The organism is Paracidobacterium acidisoli (genome assembly GCF_003428625.2).
GTDB classification, from domain to species: Bacteria; Acidobacteriota; Terriglobia; order Terriglobales; family Acidobacteriaceae; genus Paracidobacterium; species Paracidobacterium acidisoli.
Window position 1 is genome coordinate 1 of the sequence record NZ_QVQT02000007.1, and the last position, 26346, is coordinate 26346.

General features: G+C 55.9%; 21 protein-coding genes. 8 read left to right on the forward strand and 13 right to left on the reverse strand.

The window, feature by feature from the left end; all coding sequences use genetic code 11:
* Window positions 1-1289 precede the first annotated feature (1289 nt).
* The 4 genes from D0Y96_RS18015 to D0Y96_RS18030 form a co-directional block, all read right to left on the reverse strand.
* A complete protein-coding gene (locus tag D0Y96_RS18015; protein WP_147325121.1) occupies window positions 1290-1574 on the reverse strand; it encodes a hypothetical protein in 285 nt (94 codons plus the stop codon).
* A 67-nt stretch (window positions 1575-1641) separates the two neighbouring features.
* Window positions 1642-2196, reverse strand: coding sequence for a hypothetical protein (locus tag D0Y96_RS18020; RefSeq protein ID WP_147325122.1), 555 nt, complete (start codon window positions 2194-2196; stop codon window positions 1642-1644).
* Window positions 2180-3232: a hypothetical protein gene (locus tag D0Y96_RS18025; protein ID WP_147325123.1), complete on the reverse strand. Its 1053-nt coding sequence runs from the start codon at window positions 3230-3232 to the stop codon at window positions 2180-2182. The genes D0Y96_RS18020 and D0Y96_RS18025 overlap by 17 nt, the downstream gene beginning before the upstream one ends.
* 240 nt (window positions 3233-3472) lie before the next feature.
* Window positions 3473-4000 carry a hypothetical protein gene (locus tag D0Y96_RS18030; RefSeq protein WP_117302775.1) on the reverse strand — a complete coding sequence of 176 codons (528 nt, stop codon included), beginning with the start codon at window positions 3998-4000 and terminating at the stop codon, window positions 3473-3475.
* 138 nt (window positions 4001-4138) lie between these two features.
* On the opposite strand from D0Y96_RS18030, the gene D0Y96_RS18035 reads away from it, so the two are divergent.
* Window positions 4139-4438: a hypothetical protein gene (locus D0Y96_RS18035; protein WP_147325124.1), complete on the forward strand. Its 300-nt coding sequence runs from the start codon at window positions 4139-4141 to the stop codon at window positions 4436-4438.
* Here D0Y96_RS18035 and D0Y96_RS18040 read toward each other — a convergent pair.
* From D0Y96_RS18040 to D0Y96_RS18060, 5 genes are all read right to left on the reverse strand, one after another.
* A complete protein-coding gene (locus D0Y96_RS18040; protein WP_117302778.1) occupies window positions 4425-5033 on the reverse strand; it encodes a hypothetical protein in 609 nt (202 codons plus the stop codon). The two genes, D0Y96_RS18035 and D0Y96_RS18040, sit on opposite strands and share 14 nt — an antisense overlap.
* Window positions 5034-5055: 22 nt before the next feature.
* Entirely contained in the window at window positions 5056-7656 is a 2601-nt protein-coding gene (locus D0Y96_RS18045; RefSeq protein WP_147325125.1) for a hypothetical protein, read from the reverse strand.
* Between the two features lie 69 nt (window positions 7657-7725).
* Complete coding sequence (locus tag D0Y96_RS18050; RefSeq protein WP_117302783.1) at window positions 7726-7947, reverse strand: hypothetical protein; 222 nt, start codon at window positions 7945-7947, stop codon at window positions 7726-7728.
* A gap of 52 nt (window positions 7948-7999) precedes the next feature.
* Window positions 8000-8662, reverse strand: a complete 663-nt coding sequence (locus tag D0Y96_RS18055) for an IPT/TIG domain-containing protein (RefSeq protein WP_117302786.1) — start codon at window positions 8660-8662, stop codon at window positions 8000-8002.
* A gap of 39 nt (window positions 8663-8701) precedes the next feature.
* Window positions 8702-9274, reverse strand: a complete 573-nt coding sequence (locus D0Y96_RS18060; RefSeq protein WP_147325126.1) for a hypothetical protein — start codon at window positions 9272-9274, stop codon at window positions 8702-8704.
* 208 nt (window positions 9275-9482) lie between these two features.
* Here D0Y96_RS18060 and D0Y96_RS18065 point away from each other — a divergent pair, with 208 nt between their 5' ends.
* Window positions 9483-9746, forward strand: a complete 264-nt coding sequence (locus D0Y96_RS18065) for a hypothetical protein (protein ID WP_117302790.1) — start codon at window positions 9483-9485, stop codon at window positions 9744-9746.
* Window positions 9747-9776: 30 nt separating this feature from the next.
* On the opposite strand, the gene D0Y96_RS18070 is transcribed toward D0Y96_RS18065, so the two are convergent.
* Both D0Y96_RS18070 and D0Y96_RS18075 read right to left on the reverse strand, forming a co-directional pair.
* Window positions 9777-10571: a hypothetical protein gene (locus D0Y96_RS18070; RefSeq protein ID WP_147325127.1), complete on the reverse strand. Its 795-nt coding sequence runs from the start codon at window positions 10569-10571 to the stop codon at window positions 9777-9779.
* A gap of 466 nt (window positions 10572-11037) precedes the next feature.
* Window positions 11038-12081, reverse strand: coding sequence for a hypothetical protein (locus D0Y96_RS18075; protein ID WP_147325128.1), 1044 nt, complete (start codon window positions 12079-12081; stop codon window positions 11038-11040).
* A gap of 717 nt (window positions 12082-12798) precedes the next feature.
* Between D0Y96_RS18075 and D0Y96_RS18080 the strand changes: the two genes are divergently transcribed.
* From D0Y96_RS18080 to D0Y96_RS18095, 4 genes are all read left to right on the forward strand, one after another.
* Window positions 12799-14988, forward strand: a complete 2190-nt coding sequence (locus D0Y96_RS18080) for a PD40 domain-containing protein (protein WP_117302798.1) — start codon at window positions 12799-12801, stop codon at window positions 14986-14988.
* A 325-nt stretch (window positions 14989-15313) separates the two neighbouring features.
* Complete coding sequence (locus tag D0Y96_RS18085; protein WP_117302800.1) at window positions 15314-18811, forward strand: TonB-dependent receptor; 3498 nt, start codon at window positions 15314-15316, stop codon at window positions 18809-18811.
* Window positions 18812-18904: 93 nt separating this feature from the next.
* Entirely contained in the window at window positions 18905-19801 is an 897-nt protein-coding gene (locus tag D0Y96_RS18090) for a DUF6528 family protein (RefSeq protein WP_147325129.1), read from the forward strand.
* A gap of 735 nt (window positions 19802-20536) precedes the next feature.
* A complete protein-coding gene (locus D0Y96_RS18095; protein WP_117302804.1) occupies window positions 20537-21235 on the forward strand; it encodes a GntR family transcriptional regulator in 699 nt (232 codons plus the stop codon).
* 80 nt (window positions 21236-21315) lie between these two features.
* Here D0Y96_RS18095 and D0Y96_RS18100 read toward each other — a convergent pair whose 3' ends face one another.
* Together D0Y96_RS18100 and D0Y96_RS18105 are read right to left on the reverse strand one after the other, a co-directional pair.
* Entirely contained in the window at window positions 21316-22071 is a 756-nt protein-coding gene (locus D0Y96_RS18100; RefSeq protein WP_117302807.1) for an SDR family NAD(P)-dependent oxidoreductase, read from the reverse strand.
* 67 nt (window positions 22072-22138) lie between these two features.
* Complete coding sequence (locus D0Y96_RS18105) at window positions 22139-23425, reverse strand: MFS transporter (protein WP_117302809.1); 1287 nt, start codon at window positions 23423-23425, stop codon at window positions 22139-22141.
* 269 nt (window positions 23426-23694) lie between these two features.
* Here D0Y96_RS18105 and D0Y96_RS18110 point away from each other — a divergent pair, with 269 nt between their 5' ends.
* Both D0Y96_RS18110 and D0Y96_RS18115 read left to right on the forward strand, forming a co-directional pair.
* A complete protein-coding gene (locus D0Y96_RS18110; RefSeq protein WP_117302812.1) occupies window positions 23695-24399 on the forward strand; it encodes a GntR family transcriptional regulator in 705 nt (234 codons plus the stop codon).
* A gap of 219 nt (window positions 24400-24618) precedes the next feature.
* The gene (locus D0Y96_RS18115) at window positions 24619-26340 is read left to right on the forward strand and encodes an IlvD/Edd family dehydratase (protein ID WP_117302814.1); all 1722 of its coding nucleotides are present in this window, start codon (window positions 24619-24621) and stop codon (window positions 26338-26340) included.
* Window positions 26341-26346: the final 6 nt, after the last annotated feature.

The following is a 26346-nucleotide window of genomic DNA, read 5'->3' on the forward strand; positions in this document are numbered from 1 at the left end:
AGTCCGTTCGGATCGTAGGTGGCGATCAGCTCCCCGTTCACCCACACATTCGTGTGCTCCCACACCACATTCCCGTTGCCGTCCACGCCCGCCTCCGTCAGCTCGCCTGATGCCGGTGACGACCGCCGGGGGATAACCCAGTGTGAAGGTCTCCTCGTTGTTGGTCCCGAAGCTGTTGGCCATGGTCAAGATCTGCGCTCCGGGCGAGGCAGTCGACGGAACGGAATAATTCACCGTCGCCTGGGTTCCCGAATCCGACGCGATCGACTAGGTCACATTGCCCGTGATCGAGACGGCAAGCTAAAAGCCAGACCGGCAGACCGCAGAATGTTTTTTGACGTATGCTCCGGCATCAAAATTCCGATCGCGGACAGGGCATTTTAATGACGACTTCCACGCCTGATTATGCGAATTCTTTCTGACCAGAAAAGAATCGAACCGTTCTCCATGTTCCTTCCCGGAATCCCATCCGCGGAGGGAGACGACACTAACCTTTTGGAAGAATGGTAATTGTTAATTTATTCGATTCGACCATCAATTTGCTTATGGGGTCGCGCTTCTGCACCTGAAGAGTGTATTCTCGCGGCTTGCTCAGATCGAACCATTTTGCGACATTTATAGATTCCGTGACGCTCTTGCTGGGTGGAATGGCTGAACCGATCCCGCTCCACCTTGACCCCGGCTTTACCCTTGCTGCTTCGATTGGCTCCAGTGCATTGCCGTCACTGTCCCATACACAAATTCCTGCTCCCCCTGGACCGGTACGCAGCCCTTCGACGAGTATCAGGGTGGGAGTCCGATTACTGAGGGTAATGTCAACCCGTATTAAAGATCCGCTGGACACGGTTGTTTTTGGCGCACTGATCGAGGCAGTAAAAGACGGCTTCGAGTCCTGAGCACCGAGTCCCGGCACGGCGAATGACAGAGCCAATAGGAGCACAACTGATCGACGAGCTAATATATGAACCATGCGTAACATAATGCTCCCTTTTCATTGCAGCGGAGGCGAACAGGCATATCCCTTTTGAATGGGTACAAAAGGGGGGAGGATAGTCTTCCACTGCGGGAAGGAACTGCCCGCTGTAAAACTCGCAGCATCTCCACTTTCAGAGCCGCAGGCTTCGGAATATGTTGTGCCGTTTTGCTGCGTGGAAAGGGTATTGATGGCATCTCCAGACCACGACCAGTTCACAATTCCAAGGGGAATCGGAATCGATGTACATGTTCCCGGGAAGTCTCCGGCCGTTGCACACCCACTGGGTAGAGCCGGATCCCACATCAGATATGTTTCAAATCGCCGACTGGTTCGAGAACACCCACGACTGGCTCTGAATGCTGTACCCGCTCGGCGTGGGCACGGACAGCGCAATCTTCTGCCCGGCCACAACCGTCTGCGTAGTTCCTGATATGTTCTGGCCGTTGAACATAATCTGCGGTGGCGGGGCTACCGGCTGGATAGTTGCTGTATCCGTGCCATCCGGGGACTGCCCCTGGCAGTTGCAGGTAAAGCTGCTTCCGGTGTAACCCGGCGCGACCTGCACCGTAACACTCTGCGCCGGGGCAGTCAGAGACACCGTGGTCGTAGCCTGGATCGTCGTGCCGTCCGCGCTGGCGCTGTTGAGCGTGAGGGGAACGTTCTATCTACGGTTTTATGGTGATAGTAAGGACATTCGACGTTACCCATGGATACTGAGGCGTCCATGCGTCCCTTTCCTTCGCCTGGATTGTGTACTTCCCGGGATGAGTCAGATCATATTCCTGACTGAGATGTATGACATAGTGATAGGACTTACCGGGTGGAATAACAGTTCGCGCACTGAACACGCTGCCACCATTGGGGTGGATATGTGGTTCCGTACCGTGCACCTTATGGCCCAATGGCGTTTCTGTTACAGGGCTTCCTTTGCTGTCGTGTACAATTGTAGATATTGACCTACGCGCATATATATTTCCTGCACCCATTGCAATCGCAACATGATATATGCCGTGGTCTGATATATTTTTTTGTGTTATGTCCACATCGATGTCAGTTCCAGTGGTGAAGGTGTTTTTAGCAGTGCTGATCGTGAGCGTAAAAGATGGCGTTGCGGGTGCAGGACTTTGAGCGAGTCCCAATCCGCAAAGCCCGGAAAGCAGCAGTAATAACGTACCTTGCAGAATTTTCTTCATCGATTTACCTTCATTGGGCGTTGCCATCTGTCGTGCTCCATTGCGGAAATTCAGTTGCCGGCTCGACGGTGGGAGTTGTAGGCTGAAGCACGCCGCAATTCAACAACCATGTTGTACTCGTGCTCGTTTGTGTAGTCAGAGTGTTGATGGCACAGCCGCTATATCCCCATGTCACCTTTGCCAATGGAACCGGAATGGATCCTGTGCACGTGCTGGCGCTCGATACGGGGTCGGGGTTGGTTCCTTGGATGGTCTGGGCCGGAGTACAATCGCTTGGCAAAGCCGGGTCCCACATCAGATACATCGTTGCGCTGAATTTATCTGCCCCCTCTCCTATCGGGATAGGGTTGTTGTGGGTATCATGAGCGGTCAGTTCAATGCCTGGATTGTCGTTTGTACTGTTCGGAATTCCCTGAGCGGCGACATAAGGGTACCAATTGTCAAGGCCGGGACTTAGTGAACGATTGAGCGTCGGAGGGGATGTTAGGTATTGATTTGTCCTAGTGTTAATCAACTGTATCCATTGGAAGCCAGCATGAGAACCACTGCCTGGAATGCTGTTAAGCGCCTCCGCAGTCACGGAGAATGTCATACCGTTAACAGTCAGGGCATTCCCTAACTCAAGCCATGGGTTTGTTGCGTGTCCGCCGTTTGCAGTACTTGCAGGCCATACGTTCACAGTTCCAGGGGTTGCAGTGAAGAAAGTGCTTGCTGTCGGCCCGCCGATATTGAAGGTGGCTGTAGCGCTGGCGGACGCTCCATTGGTGAGGTTGTAAGTATAGGTGACGGTTTCTCCGTTATCGCTCGGGTTAACCCAGTAGAAGGTCAGCGCGTTCTGGTTCAGGGGCGGATCGGCCGCTTCCGATCCACCGGCGGATGCCGATGGCTGAGTTCCGGGCGTTCCGGCGCCATTCACAAAGCTCCCCGTGATCGCCGACTGGTTCGAGAACACCCACGACCGGCTCTGAATGCTGTACCCGCTCGGCGTGGGCACGGACAGCGCAATCTTCTGCCCGGCCACAACCGTCTGCGTAGTTCCTGATATGTTCTGGCCGTTGAACATAATCTGCGGTGGCGGGGCTATGGGCTGGATGGTTGCCGTGTCCGTCCCATCGGGCGGCTGCCCCTGACAGTTGCAGGTAAAGCTGCTTCCGGTGTAACCCGGAGCGACCTGCACCGTAACGCTCTGCGCCGGGGCAGTCTGAGACACCGTGGCCGTAGCCTGGATCGTCGTGCCGTCAGCGTTATCTGCCCCAATCCACTACGGGAAATCGGTTGACGGCGAAGTCGGGGCAGTGACTGACTACCGCGTGACCGTCAGCGATACTGAGTTAGATCGTCTTGTGCTCTGACGGCCAGCGCGATGATCGACTACGGTCACCGAATAGACTCCAGGAGCCTTGATATCGTAAAGACGCCCCACTTCAATTCGGAAAATTCTGCTTTCGCCTGGTCTGAGAGGTACGCATCCACCGCTCCTGTTCAAAGGAGTCTCCTTCGTCAAATATTTCGGGTCATGGAGACCTTTCATCGCAAGGCTGAAGTGTCCTTCGGGGCGCAGGGTACCGCTTTGGTCACGCACCTCGATTGGAAAAGCGAGACCGCCCGGATCGGCGGTATTTTCGATCCAAACGTTGACTGTAACGTTCGAAATGTTCGTTTCCTTTAGTATCACGTAGGCCTTCTCGCCGCTCCGCACTTCACTGGCGGGAACTGACAATTGATAAGAAAGTTGACCCTTAAGATTTTCATCGCAGAGCGAGATTTGAGCGTTGGCAACTTTGCCAGTCATGATTACTGCGAGAATTAGTAAGGCCATTCTGGAATACATCGCATACCTCCCACAAGATTTGCCAGAATCAATGTTGGCGCCTAGGGATTATCCGTGGCACTCCATGTTGGGAACGACGAATTTACATTGAATTCATCCTGAACAAGTGCGCTGCAGCTTTCCGCCCAGAGCACGTAGTTGATTGACGATGGCGGTGGGGAGATCTCTGGAGCCAGCGTATTGATTGCACATCCGCTCCATCCCCAGGTCACCGAACCGAGCGGTATTGGGATCGACGAGCAGGTGCTCGGACCACCAGAACTGGCTGGCGTGCAGTCGCTCGGAAGCGCCGGATCCCACATCAGATACATCGTGGCATGGAAAGAATCGCTCAATTCGCAACCACGTCATTTACAAGTCAGAGCGACGATGCAGACATTCACATCGGATATCCAATCGACGCGGCTGAAAAAAACAGCCCAGCTTACTGAAGGGTGATGCTATTGGAGCGAATAGGAGCTAACTTTGTATAATTGTACTCTTGATAGTGAGTCAGGTACTGATCGCGAAATGGTGGCGGCGCGTCTATAACGCTCGTTGGGGCTTCTACCAGAACAAAATCTTTCGCGATCACGTCAATCAAGTAAGAGTGACTACTATCCAGCTTGAATTCCCTGCCGATGTCAAAGTCAAATGCATTAGTCGTGCCGGGCATTACGACTAATGCGGACATCGTGACAAAACCACTCCCGTGAACGTCGGGGCCGCACTTTCCAGACCGATGACGTCGGCAGCCAAAATCAGTCTCCAGTGGCACGGTTCTGTCCGCCTCGCGTATCTCGATCTGTACCGGATCGATCTGAATGGGACCACTATGAACCAAGATGCGCTGCGTACCGTTAGTAATAGAGATACGGATCTTAAAACTCGATGCCGCTTGGGGCAGACCTGCGACAGGTGCCACCGCAACGGCAACACCGAAGGCCGGGCTCGCTACAACACCGTCCTGTGCGGCTTGTGTCTTGGCATTGCCCCAGCCGCTCGTGATATAAAGCACACTTATTAGTAGGAATACACTCTTTTTATGTCGCATGACAGGCCTTCCTTAGCCTCTTTTAATTATCCACATGAACATAAGTCCACGCCGGACCTGTACTGATGGATTCTGCATCACTGTATACGGGCACGAGGGGATTATCCACATTGACATTGCATTGAAGTATCCATGTGGTTCCGTTGCTCTGTGTCATTAGTGTGTTGATCGCGCCGCCACAATAGCCCCACGTAATTGACGCAAGCGGGGTGGGAATGGAACCGGTGCAGGTGCTAAGCTTAGGTGTCCCCGGCAACCCTTGGTCATTGATGGTTTCCGTCGCTGCGCAGCCTGGCGTGCTCACGCCGCTTGCATTCAACGATGGGTCCCAAAGGAGGTACATCGTAGCCCCAAAGGCGTCGCTCACCTCGCCCTGGCTCGGATCGTCACCTCCCGCGCAGCTAGAAGCCAATGGGATACCTGGTTCGTCGGTGGCGAATCCATCGGTCGAAGGGAATGGATAGGTGTTGTCCAGTCCGGCACTTCCCGGACAAGTAGCCTGACCGTTAGAGTCGAGAAAGATATCTAGGCGCGGGCTTAAAATCTGGATGAATTGATAAGCGCCAGCATTCCCTGTCGGCGCGGTTGCGTTATTAGAAAATTGGCTCCCACCAAAGTCTAGATAGTCAGTACCTAGGCGGGGTTCGATGACTTCGGTCTCGGCAGTATTGGCACAAAGCAGGTAGGATCCTTCACACACAGTCTGCCATCCCTGGGGAGGAGTCGATATGGCATAGCCATTTGCAACCGGTCCGCCAACTACATAAGTCACTGATGCAGGTACGGAGGTAGCACCATTACTCAATGTATAGGTAAAAGTGAACGTATACGAACCCTGCGTGACAAAATAGAGACCTGCTGCATTTGGGCTAGTTCCGTAATCGCAGTAAGACAGGCCACTGTTGCAAGTGGTCGTTTCAACGACTGGCTGATAGGGGGCTGACGAATTAGTGGATGACAGCACCGGGTTGAAGCCGGCGGTCGCATGGTCCCCAAAGCTACCATCGTTTACGCTCCATGAGCTCGATTCCACGGCCGATGCAATCGAGGACGGTACACACGCTGTGAATTGAACGAGCTGCCCAACTACAATGTTTTGATTATTATCGCCACCAGTCGGATTTGCTATGGAAGTTCCCTGGCATTGGTTGCCCGCGTACAGGCCATCAAGGATAGCCGCCGCTGGTGGAGAGGCATTGATCGTGATTTCGGCCGTGTCCGTACCGAATCCGTTATTCACAGTGATCGTTTGCGTTCCAGCAGGAGCAGAACTCGCAACTGAGTAGCTGACAGTAATGGTACCGGTAGCATAGTCAAAAGCCTGCACAGAGAAGGTTCTAAATACCTGCGCCTGATCTGTTACCGTTACGATCGGGGTATTCAGAAATGGACTGATCAGTCCTTCTCCGTCGATTATTATCGTGCCACTCTCACCTCCCGATAGAGTGGAAGGAGTGACAGATGCGATATCCGGAAAAAATATCTGCACTTCCGCAGGATCTGATCGCATCGAGCCAACGGTTTCATAGCAGTCATCCGGATCGCTGCATGAAACATCATAAGCTCCCATGGTCGTGACGCCATACCATTGGTATAAAGCTCCATTTCCTGAATTCAATAGCACGCTTGGACTGTGTTCACAGGAGTTTCCAGTAGGATAATAACTATAACAACCGAGATTATTTTCAAAAACTCCGTTGACATAGAATTCTCCTTGTATTTCCAGGTAGTCAAAAGCGACATTTATCCATGTGGCATACATGGCAGCATAGGGTTCTACCTGTCCGGACCCTACATATGATAACTGAGAATCTGCACAGACAGTAAAGTACCCATCGTATTCGGCCGTATAGTATGTCTGGCATTCCTGGGAGCCTGTCACGGTTACAGCATCCGTGGTCGTATTATTTGTAACTGGAGCGCCAGAAGCCGCCATATTCCTGATTGCAGCCTTAGAGTTAAGCTGTGTGGAAGAAAGAGGAGTTGTAAAAGAGGAAGAAGAAGATGGAGATTGAGGCGACGATACTTGCATCTTCGCCGGTTGAGGGTATGCTCCCTGCTTAATATAGTCGTTGCGTAAATATGCTTCAAATGCTTCCGCCCTCTCGCTGCCCAATAGTTGACGCAGGTTAGTAATCTCCTCATGAAGGGCGGAGTCCCGCTGCTGAAAAAGGGCGTTTATCTGTTTTTCGTTTGCTGCTACTTCCCCAATCTCTTCCCCTATTTGCGCTTTTACATCTGCATCAACTGCGGCATAGTTGTGCGCTGCAGAAAGCACAATTGCGTATTCGTCGTCAGTCAGCCCCGAGGCCCTCTGCAAATGAAGTCGATAATCCGTTCGGTCAAGACCTGCCCTTTTATCGGCATTGGAACGGCTCTCTACGTGCGCAGCGTAGATGAAGAACATTGCGTAAAGTTCCTGAAGTGTTGCTTTTCTGGCCGTGACGGCCGACATGCCATTTCGTTGTTGCTGGCCATGGACCCGCGGAGAGACAACAAGTCCAAGCGAGGGGGTTAGCAGAAGGATGACGAACAGCCGACTGCTTAGGCCGGCTTTGCGATGATAATTTGCCGAGTCAGGAAAGTTCACGCGTGGCATGATGTGCCGTCTGGTGAAGAGCATGTACGTTCAGCCTTTCTAATTGCATCCAAATGGATCGTCGCCCACCATGTAGAGATTTCGAAAACGACATCATCGGGAATCGAACTCGCGGCTAAGCCGCTGATACCCCAGGAAATGCCAGTACAAATGAGACAGGGATACCGGCTGCGGCTGGATATATCCCTGCGACTGCAATAATTGCAGGGTCTGATTCTGCTCTGTCTGGGCATGCAGCATGCCAGGCAATGTAACCGGCAGTATCAGGCAGCCTGTGAATGCCGCTTTTAAGATGAACCGTAATGTCCTGACCATTTGCTCCTCTGTTGTTTGGTGGCGTGAAGTGCAGGCAGCACACTGAACAACATCAATTGCAGCCAAACGCGCCGGTCACCGTGAATGGAATTCCATTGCTGCCTGTTCCATTCACCGTTACGACAATATTGCCGCTGGTGGCTCCGGCGGGAACCTGCGCGGTAATAGAGTTCGCCCCCCACGAAACCAAAGGCATTTCCACTCCGTTCAGGGTGACGCTGCTCGCACTCGAGCCGAAGTTTGTGCCGGTGATCACAAGGCCCATCTGTACAGGCCCCTGAAACAATGACAGTCCGGTGATGAAGAGATTCGAAGAGCCGACGCCCGTCCAGCCAGATGCACCGAACAGCTCGAAAGAGCTTGTGGGCTGGCTGGTGGTTAACTGTCCGAAGGTGGCACTTCCCTGTAGCTGGAAAGTAATCGTGGAACCCACAGCATGGGCGCATAGTCCGGATGCCGCGTAATCATTCGAGAACTTTCCCGCAATGGCTGATGCGATGGAGGCAGGGCTGGAAAATTCTCCATAACCGATTGTTTCCACAAATCCATTGAAGGCAAGGTTGAGGCTGCCCTGATCCCATGCTCCGTTGATCTGCTGCTCGGAGCCACCCACCGTAATGGTTGCCGTCGTCGAAGCCCACGCAGGCACACTCAGCCCCGTCAGCAGGACCAATGAAAAAAACAGCCTATGTATTGAACGCCATCTCTGCAGCATCCCGTTCTCCTTACCCGCACTGCGGCTGCACCAAGCCGCCTATTGCAATGTGACGACGGTCTCGATCACACCCTTGCCCGAATCGAGATTGCCGAGAGCCTTGCCGATGACCGCGCCCAGCATCCGGCTGCGATCTGTGCCTTTCATGGCGTAGCCGATGGTCGAAGCGGTGACCAGCAGATCACCGGGATGGATCGCGCCGTTCTCCGCGCTCACCCGGGTGGGCACAATACCGATCATCGCCATGGGCACCTCGTCTGGATTTTTCGGTCCGGTTTGCCGGCGGCCGACGGTACCTGGCCTGGTCGAATAGACCCCCGTGACCGACGTTGAATAGGGCTCCGCGGATTTGAGGAATTTGCCGGGATGGCCGGGATCGATGACCAGCACGTCCCCCGGCCCATAGTGTTTGCGATCACCGGAGACATCCACAGACTCGGCGTAGTCTCCACCACAGGTCACGCCGGTATAGGCCGTGCTCTGCGTCGTACCATCTTGAAACGTGATCGACGCACCACTGTTGGCTGTGAGCTTTACGTTTCCGTCGACTTCGAGGGGCGCGCCTGGATTCGTCGTGCCGATGCCCACGTTACCGTTGCCCTCGATCCTCAATCCGGAAGTAGCACTATTCCACGGAGCGATCACAAACCCATCGCTCGTACTGTTAAAAGTGCCATTAGAAAAAATGATGGCCTGATCTCCGGCTTGAACGATACTGTTGAAATTTTCATTCACCAGACTTGGAAAAGTTAGGAAAAAATGACCATCGGTCCCGGATGCTCTGAGAGCCGCAGTTAGAGATTGAGACGTAATTCCTCCAATGTTGATCGATCCGTTTTCAACGTCCAGCGTTGCACCAGGGTTCGTCGTTCCGATCCCGACATTACTGCCCGATACTGAGATGGGCGAATTGCTCACCGTCGAGTTCCCGGTGAAGACCGGCACAGTTCCCGAGGTGCCGCTGCCTGTTATCGTTTGCGCCACGCCCGTTGTGCAGAGCATAAGGCTAACCCCAACTCCAGCAACTGTTCTCCACATCGCCATCGATTTCCTTCTCCTGAAGCCGTTGACAGTCTTTCGCTAACGATCAGTCATCGCGATTCGGCGCACGCCATTACTGCAGAGTAACGCCCACCTCAATCACACCAGTTCCTTTATCCAGGCGACCCAGAGCCTTGCCAATCACTGCACCCAGCATCCGTGATCGATCTGTGCCCTTCATCGCGTAACCAGGAAGAGCGGCAGTTACCAGAAGGTCGCCCGGGCGGATTGGGCCATTCTCTGCACTTACCTTTGCCGGAACAATACCCACCATCGCCATCGGCACAGCGTCTGTGTTCCTGGGAGCTCCCTGCCTTCTGCCGACAAGCCCTGGCTTCGTGGAGTAAATACCCAGCACTGAAGTGGAATAAGGCTGACCCGACTTAAGAAACTTGCCAGGATCGCCGGGATCGATGACGAGCACATCTCCAGGCTCATATTTTGTACGATTGCCTGCTACATCGACCAATTCGGCATAATCGCCACCACACACAGCTCCCGTCCAGGCCGTGCTCTGCGTCGTGCCGTCCGCAAAAGTGATCGAAGCGCCGCTGCCACTCGTCAATTTCACATTACCGTTGACTTCCAGCTTTGCGCCCGGAGAAACCGTGCCAATGCCAACGCTGCCACCATTAGCCAGAATCGTCATAGCAGTCGAATATGACAGGGCAACGTATGATGCAGCCGGTGATGCTACCTGGATTTGAAGCCCGTCAACGCTGGAGTCTGTATTAGCCTCAATTTTGACTCCATAAGAATTTGAAAGATTAACATGATTTATAAGCTCCAGAGCGTTATCGCCGTTGCCATATTGCCCTAAGTAAATGCCTTCAAAGTTGTAACCTCCGGGAATCGATATCTTCTGCATGCCACCGCCTCCATTACCTACCTGCAGGAGTGTCGCTGGCGCCGTTGTTCCGATCCCTACGCTCCCGCCCGAGACCGCGATCGGCGAATTGCCCACCGTCGAGCTGCCCGTGAAGACCGGCACAGTTCCCGAGGTGCCGCTGCCCGTTACCGTCTGGGCTGTCGCGCCCATGGCTATTAACAAGGCCCATCCCCCAAAAACAAACCCTCTGCGTTTATTCATCGAGCCCACATCTTTCCTTTCTGTCGCTGGTTGGCAATCATCGAAGACACGTGCACCCACTCGGGTTCCACACGACAATGTGGACGCGGTTCATCTCTGAACAGCCCGGTTAATAAGCAGCCTGGTTCATGGCTTTTAAAATCGCAAAGGAGAAGTCAGAGTAAGCTTAGAAGAGTTTTCAGGAATGGCAAAGTTACCTAAGTGATAAATTCTGCGCGCTGTAACTTAGGGTTAATAACAGGGCTCACTGCAGGGTGACGAGAACCTCAATGGTCCCTGTTCCCGAATCGAGACCGCCCAGCGCCTTTCCCACGACCGCACCCGTAAGTCGGCTGCGATCAGTGCCTTTCATGGCACGGCCAGGTATCGAGGACGCGACCAGCAGGTCGCCCGTCTGAATCGGACCATTTTCCGCGGTCACTTTGACAGGAACAATGCCCACCATGGCCAAAGGAACTTCGTCCGGGCTCTTTGCACCGCTCAGGCGCCTGCCGACGTATCCAGGCCTGGTGGAGTAGACTCCGGCAACGAGCGTGGAATACGGCTGCGCAGCCCGCAGGAACTTACCGGGGCTTTTCGGGTCGATCACCAGCAGATCGCCCGGTTCATAACTGTGGCGGTCGCCGGTCACATTCACCGACTCCGCGAAATCGCCGCCGCAGGCTACACCGGTATAAGCTGTGCTCTGCGTCGTGCCATCCTGAAAAGTGATGGACGCGCCACTGTTGGCGGTCAGCTTCACGTTGCCGTTGACTTCGAGAGCCGCGCCAGGGTTCGTCGTGCCGATGCCAACGCTGCCGTTGTAATGCAATGCCATCACTGGGGTAAACGCAGATGGGAATGATTGCCCCGTAGAATTTCCATTCCAGTTAATGCCATAAAAATCAATATTGCCGCTTCCGCCTCCCTCTTCGGACATAACCATTCCCTGGCCCCCCGAGTAAATCGGAGAAAAAGCATTCGTCCCATTCTGGGTATCCGAGGTCGTAAGGACCGCATTTATTCCGAAATATGCATCGGCATAATATGCAGTGCTTCCCAGTTCCCAGTAGCTACCCAGACGAATCCCTTTGCCGACCCCTTCATTCGCCCCGGCTCCGGTGAGATCGAGAAGCTCTTGAGGGTTTGCCGTTCGGATCCCGACATAGCCGCCGCTCGTTGCAGTAAGAGGAGAATTGCCCACCGACGAGCTTCCCGTAAAAACCGGCACTGTTCCCGAGGTCCCACTACCCGTTACGGTCTGGGCCGTTGCGCCTCCGGCCAGCAATGCCAGGACCAGCCAGGCCAAACTTCCATACTTATTCATCCTTCCAATCCTTTCGGGCTTCTCGTTAGGCGATATTTCATGCGCCAGTCCCCGCTTTAGCTTCATGCGCGCGTAGGCCATGGAGAAGACGGAGGATAATCGGCCCGCTCTGCCAGGTGAAAATCGTGGGGGCAGAACGCCGTATCATGCACGTGTGAAGTTACGAATGCTGATTTGCATGCAGTATAACTAACCCGTAATTTCAAGGTTACTTTTTGGTTGAGATCCGACACCCAGGATGATTTGAATCGCATCGCCGGCATATGCTTTATCCGCTCACTCGTCTCTACTCTCCACCCGAAACAGTGCGTCCCTATACTTCTGACGCCGCAGGCATCGTGATTGACGGCGCTGGTCGCAGACTCCTGTTTGGGATAGTTATTCTCTGACATCCTTTGGAAGAAGTGGTCACAGCAGCCAGCATGCCGCGCAGGCTCAAGGCGCCGAGCGTGAAATTCGTGTGGGTGCAAGGGCCTGCAACGTCTCGAATTTACTCGTAGCTCCCTTCGAGAACTCGCTTGCTTAACACGCGGCCTGAGGGCTAAACCGAACCAACCACCTTTTTCAACGCCACCATACACCACTCCTGGTTTCGTCAGAGCAAGTGGTTCGCCCGCTCTGCTCCTCCAGAGGGCATCGCGCTGCCCTGAATTAATCTGATTGTTTCCGTGCTGCGCTAAAATTCCACAGTGTGTAATCATGCTCAGCGACGATCAGCACATTGCGATACGCCGCCATCTCAGGAGAGTTCTTGCCAGTTCAGAATTCTCTCGATCTGGACGGGCGGCATCCTTCCTGGAATTTGTCGTCTTGAATGCCCTTGAGAACAATCGGGAGTCTCTCAAGGAGAGGGCTATCGGTATAGCCGTTTTTCAGCGGTCAGAGGATTGGGACCCGAAGCTCGATACAAGCGTCCGGACAGAAGCCCGCCGAGTCCGGAAGAAGCTCTCGGAATACTACTCCTCTCCAGCCGCAGACCCGGACGACGTGAATATTGATGTCCCGCTCGGATCATACTCACCCGTTTTTCGTTTCCCCGAACCGGAAGCCGAAATTCTTCCAGAGGGCGACACCAGTCCAGTTGCGGCTGTAGAGGAACCGTCTTCCGGGAGTCGCCAGGAAAGGTCGACAGGAACGTACCTGAGGCTCGGGCTGCTTGCGCTTTTTGTGGGCGCAATCGGTCTCGCTGCGCTACAGGCGTTCCGCATTCATCGGCACGGCTTGTTAAATGCGAATATCGGTTCCTCTTTCAAAACGTTGCCGATCACCGATGAATACGGTCATCAACTTAATCCGGCAATCTCTCCCGACGGCACCGAGATCGCCTATGCGTCCGACGCAGGCACAGGAACATTCCACATCATCCAACGCGCGATCGAAGGCGGAACGCCCCATCGGCTTACTTCAGGAATCGATCCAGAGTTGAGCCCAGCGTATTCTCCTGATGGGAAAGCGATCGCTTTCCTGCGGCTTCACGGCAGCACAACGGAAGTCGTGGTTCGGGAACTGTCATCCGGCAGCGAAACGCTCACCGGCTACATTGAGACTCAATTGGGCGACTGGACCGGAGATCCCGGCCCATTGATCGGCAACCTGGGCCCCGCGTGGACCCCCGATGGCACGAGGCTGGTAGTTTCGGACCATCCCCCTCATTCTTCTTCAGGCGGGCTTTTTATCCTCAATCTGGGGGATGGGTCGCGGCAGCAATTGACAACCGACGGCGGAAGTGAGCAAGACTTCCTGCCAAAAGTGGCCCCGGACGGGCAGCGGATCGCGTTCATCCGTGCATCGACACACGGCCATGCTGAGTTGTTCATACTTGATTTGAAGACGCGCGCTTTGAGACAAGTCACGAATGAAGACCATTCCATCAACGGCCTTGCATGGACGAAAGACCCGAACGAGCTGATCGTGTCTTCCAATCGGGAAGGCCCTTATCAGCTCTGGACTGTAAACGCGCTCAATGGGGCATTTCAAAAGGTCGATACCGATGCCGCCAATGCCATCGATCCACAGATGCCCGCAAATGCGTCGTGGCTTGCATACGTGACGCTGAATCAGGAATGGACTATTCAGAGGTTGACGATAGCCGGGCCTCCAGCGGCAAAGCCACTCGAACGATTCGTCGCTTCCGCGGGTCAGAACCATAGTGCCCATTTCTCTCCTGATGGCCGCTACGTCGCCTTTGTTTCTGATCGATCCGGCAGTTGGGAGATTTGGCTTTGTGGGGAGAGGTGTTCCGAACCTCAACGGTTGACCAATTTTCATGGTCCCTGGATCGGTGGACTGACCTGGTCGCCCGACTCGACCCGTCTCGCATTCGATGCAAGGCTTGGGCCGAAGTCTGCCATTTACATGATGTCAATCGTAGATCCCAGGCCGCAGCTCGTCGAAAGGAACAGCTTTGAAGAGAGGATGCCCTACTGGTCGCAGGATGGTGGTGCTCTCTACTTCAACTCCGACCGCGATGGGACGGTCGCAGTGTGGAAGAGAGACCTCCAATCGGGAGCCGTGAGCCGGATCGGAGTGGGATTTTCAATTCGGGAGTTTGGCCCGCGCCGAAACCTTCTCCTCGGACGGTCAGATGGCTTAATTTACGAACCGGAGAACATGCCAGGGGCATCCGGTAAGGCAATTCATCTGGCAACAGATCCGGTGCTGGCCTGGACGGTCCACGGGTCCTCTATTTATTACTGCGCGATTCAATCCGACGGCCATATTCATATATTGGTGTTTGAGGATGGGCGATCCAGGGAGATCGCAGACGAGGACATTCGCTTTCCTCGCACCGCTGCGTCCCTTGATGTGTCTCCAGACGGCCGGTATCTTCTCCTGACCGTGAGCGAACATTCGACGAGCAATATCTACCGTCGGATCACGCTCCATTAATCGTCCGTCTCCACTTTCCCAGACGACAACACGGCTGCGTCTTCCCCTTTGAATTTGAGGCGGGGTCAGTCGTTGCGCGGCCCGCGACGGCCCTGCCTGTCAATTCATGACATTTTCACGGTTCCTGGAGCGATGGGGATGCCCACCTGTAAGTCATTTTTAATGAGGGTCCTGCGAAAGAGGTGATACCTGGATTTCACCCCGCGAGCACGAAATTGCAGCAATGTGCCTTTTCCATCCAACTTTGGCGCGAGCGATGAGACGGGCAAAGTCTGTTTGAGCGACGACTAAAAAACAGATTTCCAACTCACAGGAGCGTCTCAACATGCAAGTCTTCCAGGTTTTCTTATACCTCCGATCTCGTCGGCCCGGCATATCCAGCCCGTCGAGCCCTCGGCGTTTGATGATGGTTACCTCTCTGATGCTCGCCCTGGGTATAACGGGCATCTGCCGAGCGCAAAACGCAACCCTCAATGGGGTCGTCGTCGATCCGTCCGGCGCCGCGATTCCAGGGGCAGCGCTGGCGGTCACCGAGACCGCGACGGGTCTTCAGCATCAGACAAAGACGTTGAAGGACGGCACCTACAGGGTTTCAGGTCTTCTCCCCGGTTACTATACGATCCGCGCGTCGCACTCAGGGTTCGAGAGCGGGGAGCGTCAGGGAGTCGAGCTATTCGTCGGCACACCGACGGAAATTGACCTGCAGTTGAAGGTAGGGCAATCGAGTGAAACGGTTGTGGTTCGCGCCGAGACTCCGTTGTTGCAATCCAATATTCCTGAGGCAGCGACCGAAGTGACACGTAAACAGTATGACGACCTGCCGCTGGTGCAGCAGGGCCGCATCCGCAGTCCGGCTGCGTTCATCTTTCTCGCTCCCTCCGTACAGGGCAACATCGCCGTCAGCGGTTTGGAAAATACTTCCGCTACCAATCAATTCGTAATCAACGGTAGCCAGATGCAGGTCAGCGAGTTTTACCTCGACGGCGTCGAGTTCGGTCAAATGCGCACCGTAGGCAGCCTGAACGAAAGCGCGCCTCCGGTGGACGCCGTCCGCGAGTTCAAGGTGACGACCACTCTTCTGCCTGCCGAATTCGGCCACTCTGGTCCTGCCGCCGGCCTTTTCAGCGTGCGCAGCGGCGAGAACCTTTATCACGGCTCCATCTATGAATACTTCCGCAATAATTATCTCGATGGCGAACCGTGGGGCACGGTGCAGCCTGTCTACACACGCCAGAACGAATTCGGCGCGACCATCGGCGGAGCGATCTTCGTGCCGAAACTGTACGACGGGCACAACCGATCCTTCTTCTTCTTCTCTTACGGCGGCTCACGCAAGTCCGGCGCGGACAGCATTCAAAACCTTCGCGTACCCAGTTTGGCAGAGCAGCAGGGTAACTTCAGCTCGTCGGCACTGTTTTCAGTCTATGACCCTTCAACCACCGCTCTCAACGCAGCGGGTACCGGCTATACGCGGGCGCAGTTCGATTACAACGGTCAGAAGAACGTCATTGATCCTGCCCGAATTGATCCGATTGCGGCGAACGTGGTGAAGCTCTTGCCAGCTCCCAATCTTCCGACCTCAGCGGGCACGAACGATTACCAGGCTTTAAAGGGAGAGCGCTTGCTGGACCCGGATGCCTTCACCTTTCGCATTGACCATCAGCTCTTTCCCAATCAACATCTCAGCGGGACCTTTGTTCACACCCACATCCCACGCGATAAGGTCGGTACCGGTCTACCCGGCGAACTGCAATCGGACAGTTATCAGCTCACGGCGGGAACCACCATCCGCGTGGGACATGAATGGACCCTGGGCGCCAATCGCCTCAACTCACTTTTCTTTGGCTTCAACCGCTTCGCCAACACTGAAACACCTCCAGACGGAAACTTCGGGTTGAGCGGGCTACCCAACAACGCACTTCCTTACTTCGCATTCACTCAAAGCTATCCCGACATCGCCAACAACGGACACTTCGCTGATTTCGAAAATAACTATCAGATCAAAGACGTATTTTCCTGGGCAATCGATCGTCACTATCTCCGCTTCGGCGGGGAGTTGCGCAAAATCCAGTTCAACGACACGAATCCTGATCCTGCCTTCACCACTATGAGCATCTCCGACCTGGAGACCCAGAATCCGGCCAGCCCCTCGAAGACCGGCGACGCGTTTGCGAGCTTCCTGCTGGGCCAGGTCAACAGCGCGACGACGGGAACACCCTACGAGATCGGAACGCGTTATAAGTACACCGGCTTCTTCGTGCAGGACGACTGGAAAGCCACCAAACGCCTCACATTGAATCTCGGCCTGCGGTGGGAGTTTCAAACCTTCCCCACCGAAGTTCAGAACCACACCAGCATTATCAGCCTGACCACGCCGAATCCCGGCGCCGGTAACCTGCCCGGAGCCCTGATTTTCGCCGGCACCGGAACAGGTCTTTCCGGCATGACGCAGTTCGAACCGAACAACTTCTCGGCGGCAGGCCCGCGCTTCGGCTTCTCGTTTGCAGCTACCCCCGGCACTATAGTCCGTGGCGGCTATGGAATCTACTATTCAGATACAGGAGTAGGCACCGCAGTCGCGCTCAACAGCGTCGGGTTTTCAGCGCAGGCCAACATTCTCAGTCCGGACAATGGCCTCCACCCAGCCTTTGTTCTAAATAACGGCTTCCCACAGGTCGCCAGCCTTCAGCCCGTGCTCTCACCGACGTTGCTCAACCCCAACGGCAGTACCGTGCAAAATGGTTATTACTTCGACGGCAACGCCGATGTCATGCCACGCATTCAGGAGTGGCAATTGGGAATTCAGCAGCAGCTGGGCAAACAGTGGCTGGTAGAACTCGACTATGTCGGCAACCACGGCACGCGCCTGTACGACCCAAATTTCGAGAACATCAATCAGGTGGCGCCGCAATATCTCTCGCTCGGTTCGTTGCTGACAGTGTCGGCATCCTCACCCCAGGCAGCCGCCGCCGGAATTAAGGTGCCGTATACCGGCTTCTCCGGGACCGTCGCGCAAGCTCTTCGTCCCTATCCGCAATACGGCACACTGACCTCGCTGGCGGGCAAGCCGGCATACAACTCCTACGACTCCTTCCAGGCTGTCGTCCGCAAGCAGTACAGCTATGGGTTGACCTTCAATGCAAACTTCACCTGGTCGAAGAATCTAGGCATCAGCAGTCCCGCCGCCTATGCTGCTGCACCTGACAACGTACTGGAGAATTCAGCCAACCCCGCCGCTGAGTACTCCTACTTGCCGATCGATATTCCATACGCCCTGGTGATGCACTACGTCTATGAACTGCCCTTCGGTGCAGGCAAGCCCTGGCTGGGCGGAGCGGGACGGCTCTCGCCGTTCGTAAGCGGATGGAAGTTTACCGCCGTCCAGCGTTATCAGTCCGGCTACCCAATTCAGATCCTGGCCAAGAACACGCTGAAGATCTTCAATCGTGTCTTGCGGCCCAATAAGGTCCCAGGAGTCGACGCATCCACCCACACATCCTCGAATGCTTTCACACCCTATAACGGTAAGAGGTTTCTGAACCTGGCAGCGTTCACCGATCCGGCTCCATTTACATTCGGAAACGCCGCACCCGCGTATGGGGACGCTCGTAATCCTCCCGTCTACGATGAGGACTTGTCTCTCGTCAAGAGCACGCATCTGTTCGAACGGCTCAACTGGACGCTATACCTTCAGGCATTCAATGCTCTGAATCGGCATCGCTGGACTTCGATTGACGGCAACATCGACGACGCGGGTTTTGGGCAGGGTACCGTCCCCAGTGAGCCGCGATACGTGCAGATTGGCACACGTTTCGAGTTCTAGAAGCTGCAGGCAGGCCGTCGTCCCGGACGACGCCTGCCATTGCACAGGATGGCCCGAAATTCCTTTAACCCGGAAATGGCAGGGAGAAGATCGTTGCGGAAATCAATACGAACTATCGTCGCGTGCATGTTCATCATCACTACCTTCAGGATGGCCCACGCCTCAACGCTGCTGCTCTGTGGCGGAGCGCAGGTTGTGGAGGATGAGGTTGTAACTCAGGACGGAAGGCCGCAGTTGAAAGAGGTTTGGCGCTGGCGGCCGGAGCAGAGCAAAGAGATGCCCGTTCCGATGATGCGCAAGTTCATTACGACGGACGACTGCAAGGCGGTCTCCGGGGGAAAAGAGGTCCTGATTACCTCGTCGGGAGATGCCGTCGCGCTGGTGTCTCATGTGACCGGCAAGACATTGTTCTATGCGACCGTGAAGAACGCACACTCGGCGGAGATTCTTCCCTCCGGGCTGATCGCAGTGGCATCGTCGAGCGCTGAATCGAACGATGGGGACAGGATCGTGCTCTTCGATCGCAATCGGCCCGACGCGCCGGTTGCCACCTTGCCGCTGTCCGCCGCGCACGGTGTGGTGTGGGACCGGAAACGTGAGGTGTTGTGGGCGCTGGGCGGCAAGGAGCTATTGCAGGTTCACGTGAGCGGAAACGCGACCCATCCGAGCCTGGTTGTGGAGCGCAGGGTCCCGATCCCACCCGGCGAAGGGCACGACCTGCAGATCGCTGGAGACGCAGCGTTGCTGTATGTAACCAACAGCAAGGCGGTCTTTGAGGTCGATCCGGAGACGCTGACCTTCCGGCGGTTTCAGACTTTCGCAGGGATGAAAAACATCAAGAGCCTGTCGATCAACCCAGGCTCCGGACAGTTAGTTTACACGCAGGCCGATCCCGGCGTGTGGTGGACATACACACTCCATTTTATGAATCCGGCCCAGGAAATTGTGCTGCCTTCGATGATTTACAAAGCGCGCTGGTTCCTGCCGTAGGAACAACGTTGTGCCTCCTCAGGTTTCAAATGGAAATGCGAATTGCCAGCCGATCGTCGAAAGAGGAGACTTATGAAGCCCCAAATCTCTCAAACTTGCTGTCGCGTGGTTCTTATTCGCTTGTTCCATACCTCTTGCGGCGCAGGCCTGATGTCCGGAGAAGAATCCCAACAAGCGTCCTGCTGGTGCTGAAGCGATGCAATCGTTCCTGCAGGGCTACGGAGCTATCTCGGTATTGATCGACCGAGTAAGATCATGGATCTTCTGGTGAACCGCACGGGCTGCCCTCCGAGCCCGACGGCAATTCTCGAAGGTATTTGTAGGCCGTTCGTTCTTCTGCACTCGAAACTGTCCAATGAACCGCTTTTCGAGTAACCGACACCGTGGTACAGGAGATACTGAGGCTGATGGCTCGGGGCGATGGATGCAGCTCGTCGTTATTGGCTGTTCATCGGCTGACCCGACGTTTCCCCCGATTCATGCTGCCGGCGGGCGGACAGGTAAGCCGGGAAACCCGAAGAAGCAAGCCTCTTACGGCACAGCTCAAGCCGTGTCCTTCCTAAAGCTATTCAACCGGCCCCACAACCGAAGTCCTCGCGGTGTATCAAGTTTTTACTGCCATCGTTATAATGCGCTGGTAGAACCCTGAGACTGGCTTCCAGCTCGGGCTTAAAAGGCAACACGTACGTGTTAAAAAAGCAGCAAAGCAACACAGACCTGTTTCAGGATGCTTCTATGTCTTCCGGCACACATACAAAGCTGTCTTCCGCGGCTTTGCGGTCGCAGCTGGTGGAAAAAATTCGAGAGGGCATTGTCACGCAGAAATACCGGTCCGGTGACAGACTGAATGAAACCAGTCTCGCGCGTGATTTCAACGTGAGCCGGATTCCTGTGCGTGAAGCGCTCATGCAGCTGCAGGAGCAGGGACTGGTGATGAATCATCCCCGCAGAGGTATGTTCGTCAACAGCATGAGTGAATCAGACACGCAGCAGATCAATGGAGTTCGTCTTGTTCTGGAGGCGGAGGCTCTGAAGCTGTGTCAGGCCCAGGCCACAGTGGAGATGATTCGGCAACTGGACGGCCTGGTGACAAAAATGGAGGACTGGCAGACCGGTTCTCAACTGGAAGCAGCAGCACTGGACCTGCAATTCCACAGAGCGGTCTGGAATTACAGCGGCAACAGTTATCTCGAAAAAACGCTGAATTCCCTGTCGCCTATTCTGTTTGCCCATCGCGCTCTGGACGGCATCAGCGATGAGCGGCTGCGCTGGATTCTCAACCACCATCGCTCGCTCCTTGATGTGATCGAAGGCAATTCCCAGACATCGCCGGAAGAAGCGATATTGACTCATCTGCGCGTGGGTTATACCGACCCGGAACGGTTTTCAAGCTTCAGCCATTCTTCCAGCCACGGGGAAGGTCCGGTTCAGTAAAACCCCGGCAGGTCTGGAACATGAACGCCCGCGGCTCTTCCTGCGCAGATGTTTTTCCTCTCCCGGAACCGAGTTGAGTTTTACCGAGCGGTCCAGCCTCCGTCGATCAGAATATCCGTCCCGGTGATGAAGCCCGCGGACTCGGAGCAAAGATAGCAGGCAAGGTCGCCGATCTCTTCCACTTTGCCCCAGCGGCCGACCGGCAGACTGGCAAGAAACTGAGCGTTCGCTTCGGGGTTGTTCATGACGGACGCATTCATCTCCGTTCCGAACGGGCCGGGGCTGATGCCGTTTACGGTAATTCCCTCGCCGGCGAGCTCCAGCGCCAGAGCGCGCGTCAGACCAAGAAGCGCCGTTTTGCCTGAAGAATAAGCGGTTCGGCCAGCCAGAGAAACATGGCTCATGATCGAGGTCATGTTGAGAATGCGGCCGTACCCGGAGCCTGTCATGCCGGGAATGAAGGCGCGGCACATCAGGAACGTCGAGATCAGACTCGAATCCAGGACGCTGCGAAACTCTTCCAGAGAAAATTCGACGAGCGGCTTGCGGATATTGATTCCGGCATTATTGATCAGTATCTGAGGAGGCCCGAACCGCTCTGTGACCGATCGGGCCAGAACAGCGACTTCGTCTTCCCTCGTCACATCGCAGACAAAAACGGCAGCCGTACCGCCCTGCTCAGCGATCGCCTCGCGCACAGCCTCCAGACGGCTCCGATCGCGCGCCACCAGGGCAATGCCTGCCCCTGCACTGGCGAGGGCCTTCGCCATCGCCTCGCCGAGACCACGGCTTCCGCCGGTGATGACGGCTGTTCTGCCATTCAGATCTATTTTCATATCCTCATTCCGTATTTATCCAAGTTCATATCTACAGCTATCATCATTTATTATCCGCGCCACTCATTCAGAGCGACGCGCCTTCCGCATCGATGCGAGCCTTCTCCCCGTCAGGATCGGCTCTGCGTCTGCGTCCGGCACTTTCCGGATCGAGATACAGCCAGGAAAGGGCCGAAATTATGGCGGCGCCCACCATCAGGTAGATCAGAGGGTTCCAGTCGCCGCCGGTTCGCTCCAGGATGAATCCGCCGAGAACGGGAGCGACAAAGCCCGCCAGGTTTCCCAGCATATTCATGGCGGCGGCGACCGTAGCCGTATACGGGCCGCCGATTTCCACACAGGCATCCCAGGAGATCGGCATGGTCAGATCGCTGCAGAAACTTGCCGCCCCCATGCACAGCATGGCGGGCATTACCCCGTGAATGCGGGTGAAGGCGAACAACAAAATCGCCGATCCCAGAAAACCGAAAAAAGCAATGACTCGCCGCGGAATTCTGGCAGCAACCAGGCCCGTGAGCAGCGATCCAAAACCGCCGAAGAGAAGCGGCAGAACGGCAAAGGCGGCTGCCCTTCCGGCCGACTGGCCGCGCGCCTCCCGCAGATAGGTGGGCAGCCAGGTAATGTAGAAGTACCACACGAAGGAGAAGCAGAAGTACTGCAGGACAAGAACAAAAATCTGAGGAGTCAGCAGCAGAGACAGCCAGCGATGCTGTGTCGTATCACCGTGAATGAAAGCGCGCGAGGTCTCCAGCATCTTCCGTTCGAGGTCGTTCACGGACCGGTGCTGCAGCGGGTCATCGCGGAACCAGAAGAGGAAAATGGCGCACCAGATCAGGCCCAGCGCTGCAAAGGAGACGAAAGCCCATCTCCAGCCCAGCAGCGTGATTGCGACCAGCGCGAGCGGCGGAGTCGCAGCGCCGCCCCAGCGTGTCGCAGCCCACATCAGCGACTGGGCCGTGACACGCTCTCGCTCGGGAAGCCAGACGCTCAGCATGCGCGTAAGGTTTGGAAAACATCCCGCCTCGCCGGCTCCAAACAGGAAGCGAATCACCCACAGAGAGAGGACATTCCATGCGGCTCCGGTGAGGGCGGTAAAAGCAGACCAGGCCAGCACGATCTGCGCCAGGACCCGCCGCACTCCCAGACGGTCTCCTAGCAGCCCCATGGGGAGCTCGAACAATGCATACGAAAGCCCGAACGCCCCGAAGACCAACCCCATCTGTTCTCGGCTGAGGTGCAGGTCCCGGGAGATCGGTCCTGCTGCCTCAGAGATCGCGACCCGCTGAACATAGGAAAGGACGGCGAGTCCAACCGCGAGTGCCACCACACCGTATCGGGCTCGGCTTGCCTTCATCCACGCACCCTGTACCAAAGGCTGGACCCCATCCCTGTGCCGAGGAAAGTTCGTCGCTCAGGAAGCGGCAGGAAGACGGCACCCGCTTTTCTGACAGAGAGCACAAACTGAACTGTATACTAAGTTCACTTGGGGACTCTGTCAATGCTTCACCACAGCGGAATTGCAGTATCATCACCAGACAAATGAGATTTTTTCATAAATAAATATGGAGCCCGCAACGACTGTGCATTTCCAGCCAAAACCCACCCATTCCGTACGGAGACCGCATGGCTGAACCGGCAACGCCTTCCACACTCAAGATCTATCTGCTCCAGAAGCTGCGCGAGACGATTCTCTCCGGCCGATACAAACCCGGCGACCGCCTGAATGAAAGTCTTATCGCGCGTGAATTCAAAATCAGCCGTATTCCGGTCAGAGAGGCCCTTCTTCAGCTTCAGGAAAGCGGGCTGGTGACCAACCGGAAGCGGAAGGGCATGTTTGTAACCCTGCTGTCGGAAGAGGACACACAGAAGATCAACAGCGTGCGCCTGGTTCTGGAAACGGAAGCGCTGAAGCTGGCGCGGCGACGCATGACGCCGGAGACCGCGGCGGCGCTTACAGCTCTGGTCGACAAAATGGAGGGATGGGACGGCACATTATCCGAGGCCGCCGCTCTGGATCTGGAATTTCACCGGACGATCTGGGAAGCCTCCGGAAACGCTTATCTGGCAAAGGTCCTGGATTCGCTGGTGGCTTCCTTATTTACCTACAAGACCCTGGAGCATATCAGCTATGATCTGCGCCGCTGGCGTCTGAACCATCACCGCGCGCTGCTCGATGTCGTGCTCGGTTCGGAGGAGCAGGATATTCAGGGTGCGCTGCTGATGCATCTGCGGATGGCCTACAAAGATCCGGAACGATATTCCAGCCTTGCCCGGTCGCAGTCCTGGCCCGCCCGCACCGGGAAAGACCCCGAAATCACCAGGCGATAGAGCGCCGGATCTTTCCTCGCGCCGCCTGCCGGGAGGAAACAGGAGAAATGTGACTCTGTTCACCGAGGAACATTCTGTGTTCTTCCTCCTCTCTGATAGTATTCAGTATACAGATATGACTTCAGGCAAGGCATTCCGTCATCGGGAAAACGTGTACAAAACTCTTTCCATCCGCGGATCGTTCCGGACAGACGGGACCCCGGCTTTGCGGAGCGGCGCATGAAAACCGGAAAAAGCCTTCGCTCGGCAGCATGGTTCGGTTCGGCTGACAAAGACGGCTTCATCCATCGGAGCTGGATGCGCGGCTATCCGGAAGACGTTTTCGACGGACGGCCGGTTATCGGAATCTGCAATACATGGTCGGAGCTGACTCCCTGCAACGCGCACTTCCGCGAGCTTGCGGAGCGGGTAAAGCGCGGCGTGTGGGAGGCGGGAGGGTTTCCCCTCGAGTTTCCCGTTATGTCTCTGGGAGAGACGAACATCAGGCCGACCGCCATGCTCTTTCGCAATCTGGTGAGCATGGATGTGGAGGAATCCATCCGCGCCAATCCGATCGATGGGGTGGTTCTGCTGTGCGGATGCGACAAGACCGTTCCCTCTCTCATCATGGGAGCCGCGAGCTGCGATCTGCCCACTCTGGTTGTCTCGGGCGGTCCCATGCTGAACGGCAAATTCCGGAATACCATGATCGGCTCGGGCACAGATGTGTGGCGCTTCAGCGAGGACGCGAGAGCAGGTATTCTCAGCCTGCCTGAGTTCCGGGAGGCCGAGGTGTGCATGTCCCGCTCCGCAGGCCACTGCATGTCGATGGGCACGGCGTCCTCGATGGCCTGCATGGTCGAGGCTCTGGGCCTGGGGCTTCCGCAGAATGCGGCTATCCCCGCCCCCGATTCGAGACGGCTTACGCTGGCTCATCTGGCCGGCCGCCGCATCGTGGAAATGGTTCACGAAGACCTTCGCATGTCCCGAATCCTGACGCGGCAGGCATTTGAGAATGCCATTCGTGTGAATGGCGCCATTGGCGGCTCGACGAATGTCGTTCTCCACTCTCTGGCTATTGCGGGAAGAATCGAGGTCGACCTGTCGCTGCATGACTGGGATGTTCTGGGCCGCGATGTCGCGACCGTCGTCGACCTGATGCCGTCCGGACGCTTCCTGATGGAAGACTTTTATTATGCGGGGGGACTTCCGGCCATTCTTCGTCTGCTCGGCGAGAACGGCCTGCTGCATCGCGACGCTCTCACCGTAAACGGGAAGACGATCTGGGAAAATGTGCAGCATGCAGCGAACTGGAACAGCGAAGTCATCCGCCCCGTCGACAATCCGGTGGCCGCTCACGGAGGCATTACCGTGCTGCGCGGCAACCTCGCGCCCGATGGAGCCGTGATCAAGCCCTCCGCCGCGTCGCCTCATCTGCTCCGCCACCGCGGCCGCGCCGTAGCATTCGACAGCATCGAGCATTATCGCCAGCGCATTGCCGATCCGGAGCTCGACGTGGACGAGAATTCCATTCTTGTGCTGAAGAACTGCGGTCCCTGCGGTTATCCCGGTATGCCCGAGGTCGGCAATATGGGCCTGCCTCCTGGCATACTGCGGCGGGGCATCAGGGATATGGTGCGCATCTCGGACGCGCGCATGAGCGGAACCGCGTATGGCACGGTGATCCTGCATGTGACGCCGGAAGCCGCTGTGGGCGGCCCTCTCGCGCTGGTTCGCGATGGCGACTGGATCGAGGTGGATGTGGAAGCGAGGAAGCTCCATCTCGACGTATCGGACGAAGAGCTGGCGGCGAGGCGCTCGGCGTGGAAAAAGCCGGAACAACGGATGAAGGGCGGCTATCAGGGGCTGTACGTCGACCGCGTGATGCAGGCAGACCGGGGAGCGGATTTCGATTTTCTGGTTGGCTGCCGCGGCGCAGATATTCCACGGGAATCTCATTAAGACGAG

What these genes read in the sequence shown, in the direction of transcription:
- D0Y96_RS18020 (WP_147325122.1), bottom strand. Translation starts at nt 2,196, where the DNA reads ATGGCAACGCCCAATGAAGGTAAATCGATGAAGAAAATTCTGCAAGGT.
- D0Y96_RS18025 (WP_147325123.1), bottom strand. Translation starts at nt 3,232, where the DNA reads ATGTTCAACGGCCAGAACATATCAGGAACTACGCAGACGGTTGTGGCC.
- D0Y96_RS18030 (WP_117302775.1), bottom strand. Translation starts at nt 4,000, where the DNA reads ATGTATTCCAGAATGGCCTTACTAATTCTCGCAGTAATCATGACTGGC.
- D0Y96_RS18040 (WP_117302778.1), bottom strand. Translation starts at nt 5,033, where the DNA reads ATGCGACATAAAAAGAGTGTATTCCTACTAATAAGTGTGCTTTATATC.
- D0Y96_RS18045 (WP_147325125.1), bottom strand. Translation starts at nt 7,656, where the DNA reads ATGCTCTTCACCAGACGGCACATCATGCCACGCGTGAACTTTCCTGAC.
- D0Y96_RS18050 (WP_117302783.1), bottom strand. Translation starts at nt 7,947, where the DNA reads ATGGTCAGGACATTACGGTTCATCTTAAAAGCGGCATTCACAGGCTGC.
- D0Y96_RS18055 (WP_117302786.1), bottom strand. Translation starts at nt 8,662, where the DNA reads ATGCTGCAGAGATGGCGTTCAATACATAGGCTGTTTTTTTCATTGGTC.
- D0Y96_RS18065 (WP_117302790.1), top strand. Translation starts at nt 9,483, where the DNA reads ATGTTGATCGATCCGTTTTCAACGTCCAGCGTTGCACCAGGGTTCGTC.
- D0Y96_RS18070 (WP_147325127.1), bottom strand. Translation starts at nt 10,571, where the DNA reads ATGCAGAAGATATCGATTCCCGGAGGTTACAACTTTGAAGGCATTTAC.
- D0Y96_RS18080 (WP_117302798.1), top strand. Translation starts at nt 12,799, where the DNA reads ATGCTCAGCGACGATCAGCACATTGCGATACGCCGCCATCTCAGGAGA.
- D0Y96_RS18085 (WP_117302800.1), top strand. Translation starts at nt 15,314, where the DNA reads ATGCAAGTCTTCCAGGTTTTCTTATACCTCCGATCTCGTCGGCCCGGC.
- D0Y96_RS18095 (WP_117302804.1), top strand. Translation starts at nt 20,537, where the DNA reads ATGTCTTCCGGCACACATACAAAGCTGTCTTCCGCGGCTTTGCGGTCG.
- D0Y96_RS18100 (WP_117302807.1), bottom strand. Translation starts at nt 22,071, where the DNA reads ATGAAAATAGATCTGAATGGCAGAACAGCCGTCATCACCGGCGGAAGC.
- D0Y96_RS18105 (WP_117302809.1), bottom strand. Translation starts at nt 23,425, where the DNA reads ATGAAGGCAAGCCGAGCCCGATACGGTGTGGTGGCACTCGCGGTTGGA.
- D0Y96_RS18110 (WP_117302812.1), top strand. Translation starts at nt 23,695, where the DNA reads ATGGCTGAACCGGCAACGCCTTCCACACTCAAGATCTATCTGCTCCAG.
- D0Y96_RS18115 (WP_117302814.1), top strand. Translation starts at nt 24,619, where the DNA reads ATGAAAACCGGAAAAAGCCTTCGCTCGGCAGCATGGTTCGGTTCGGCT.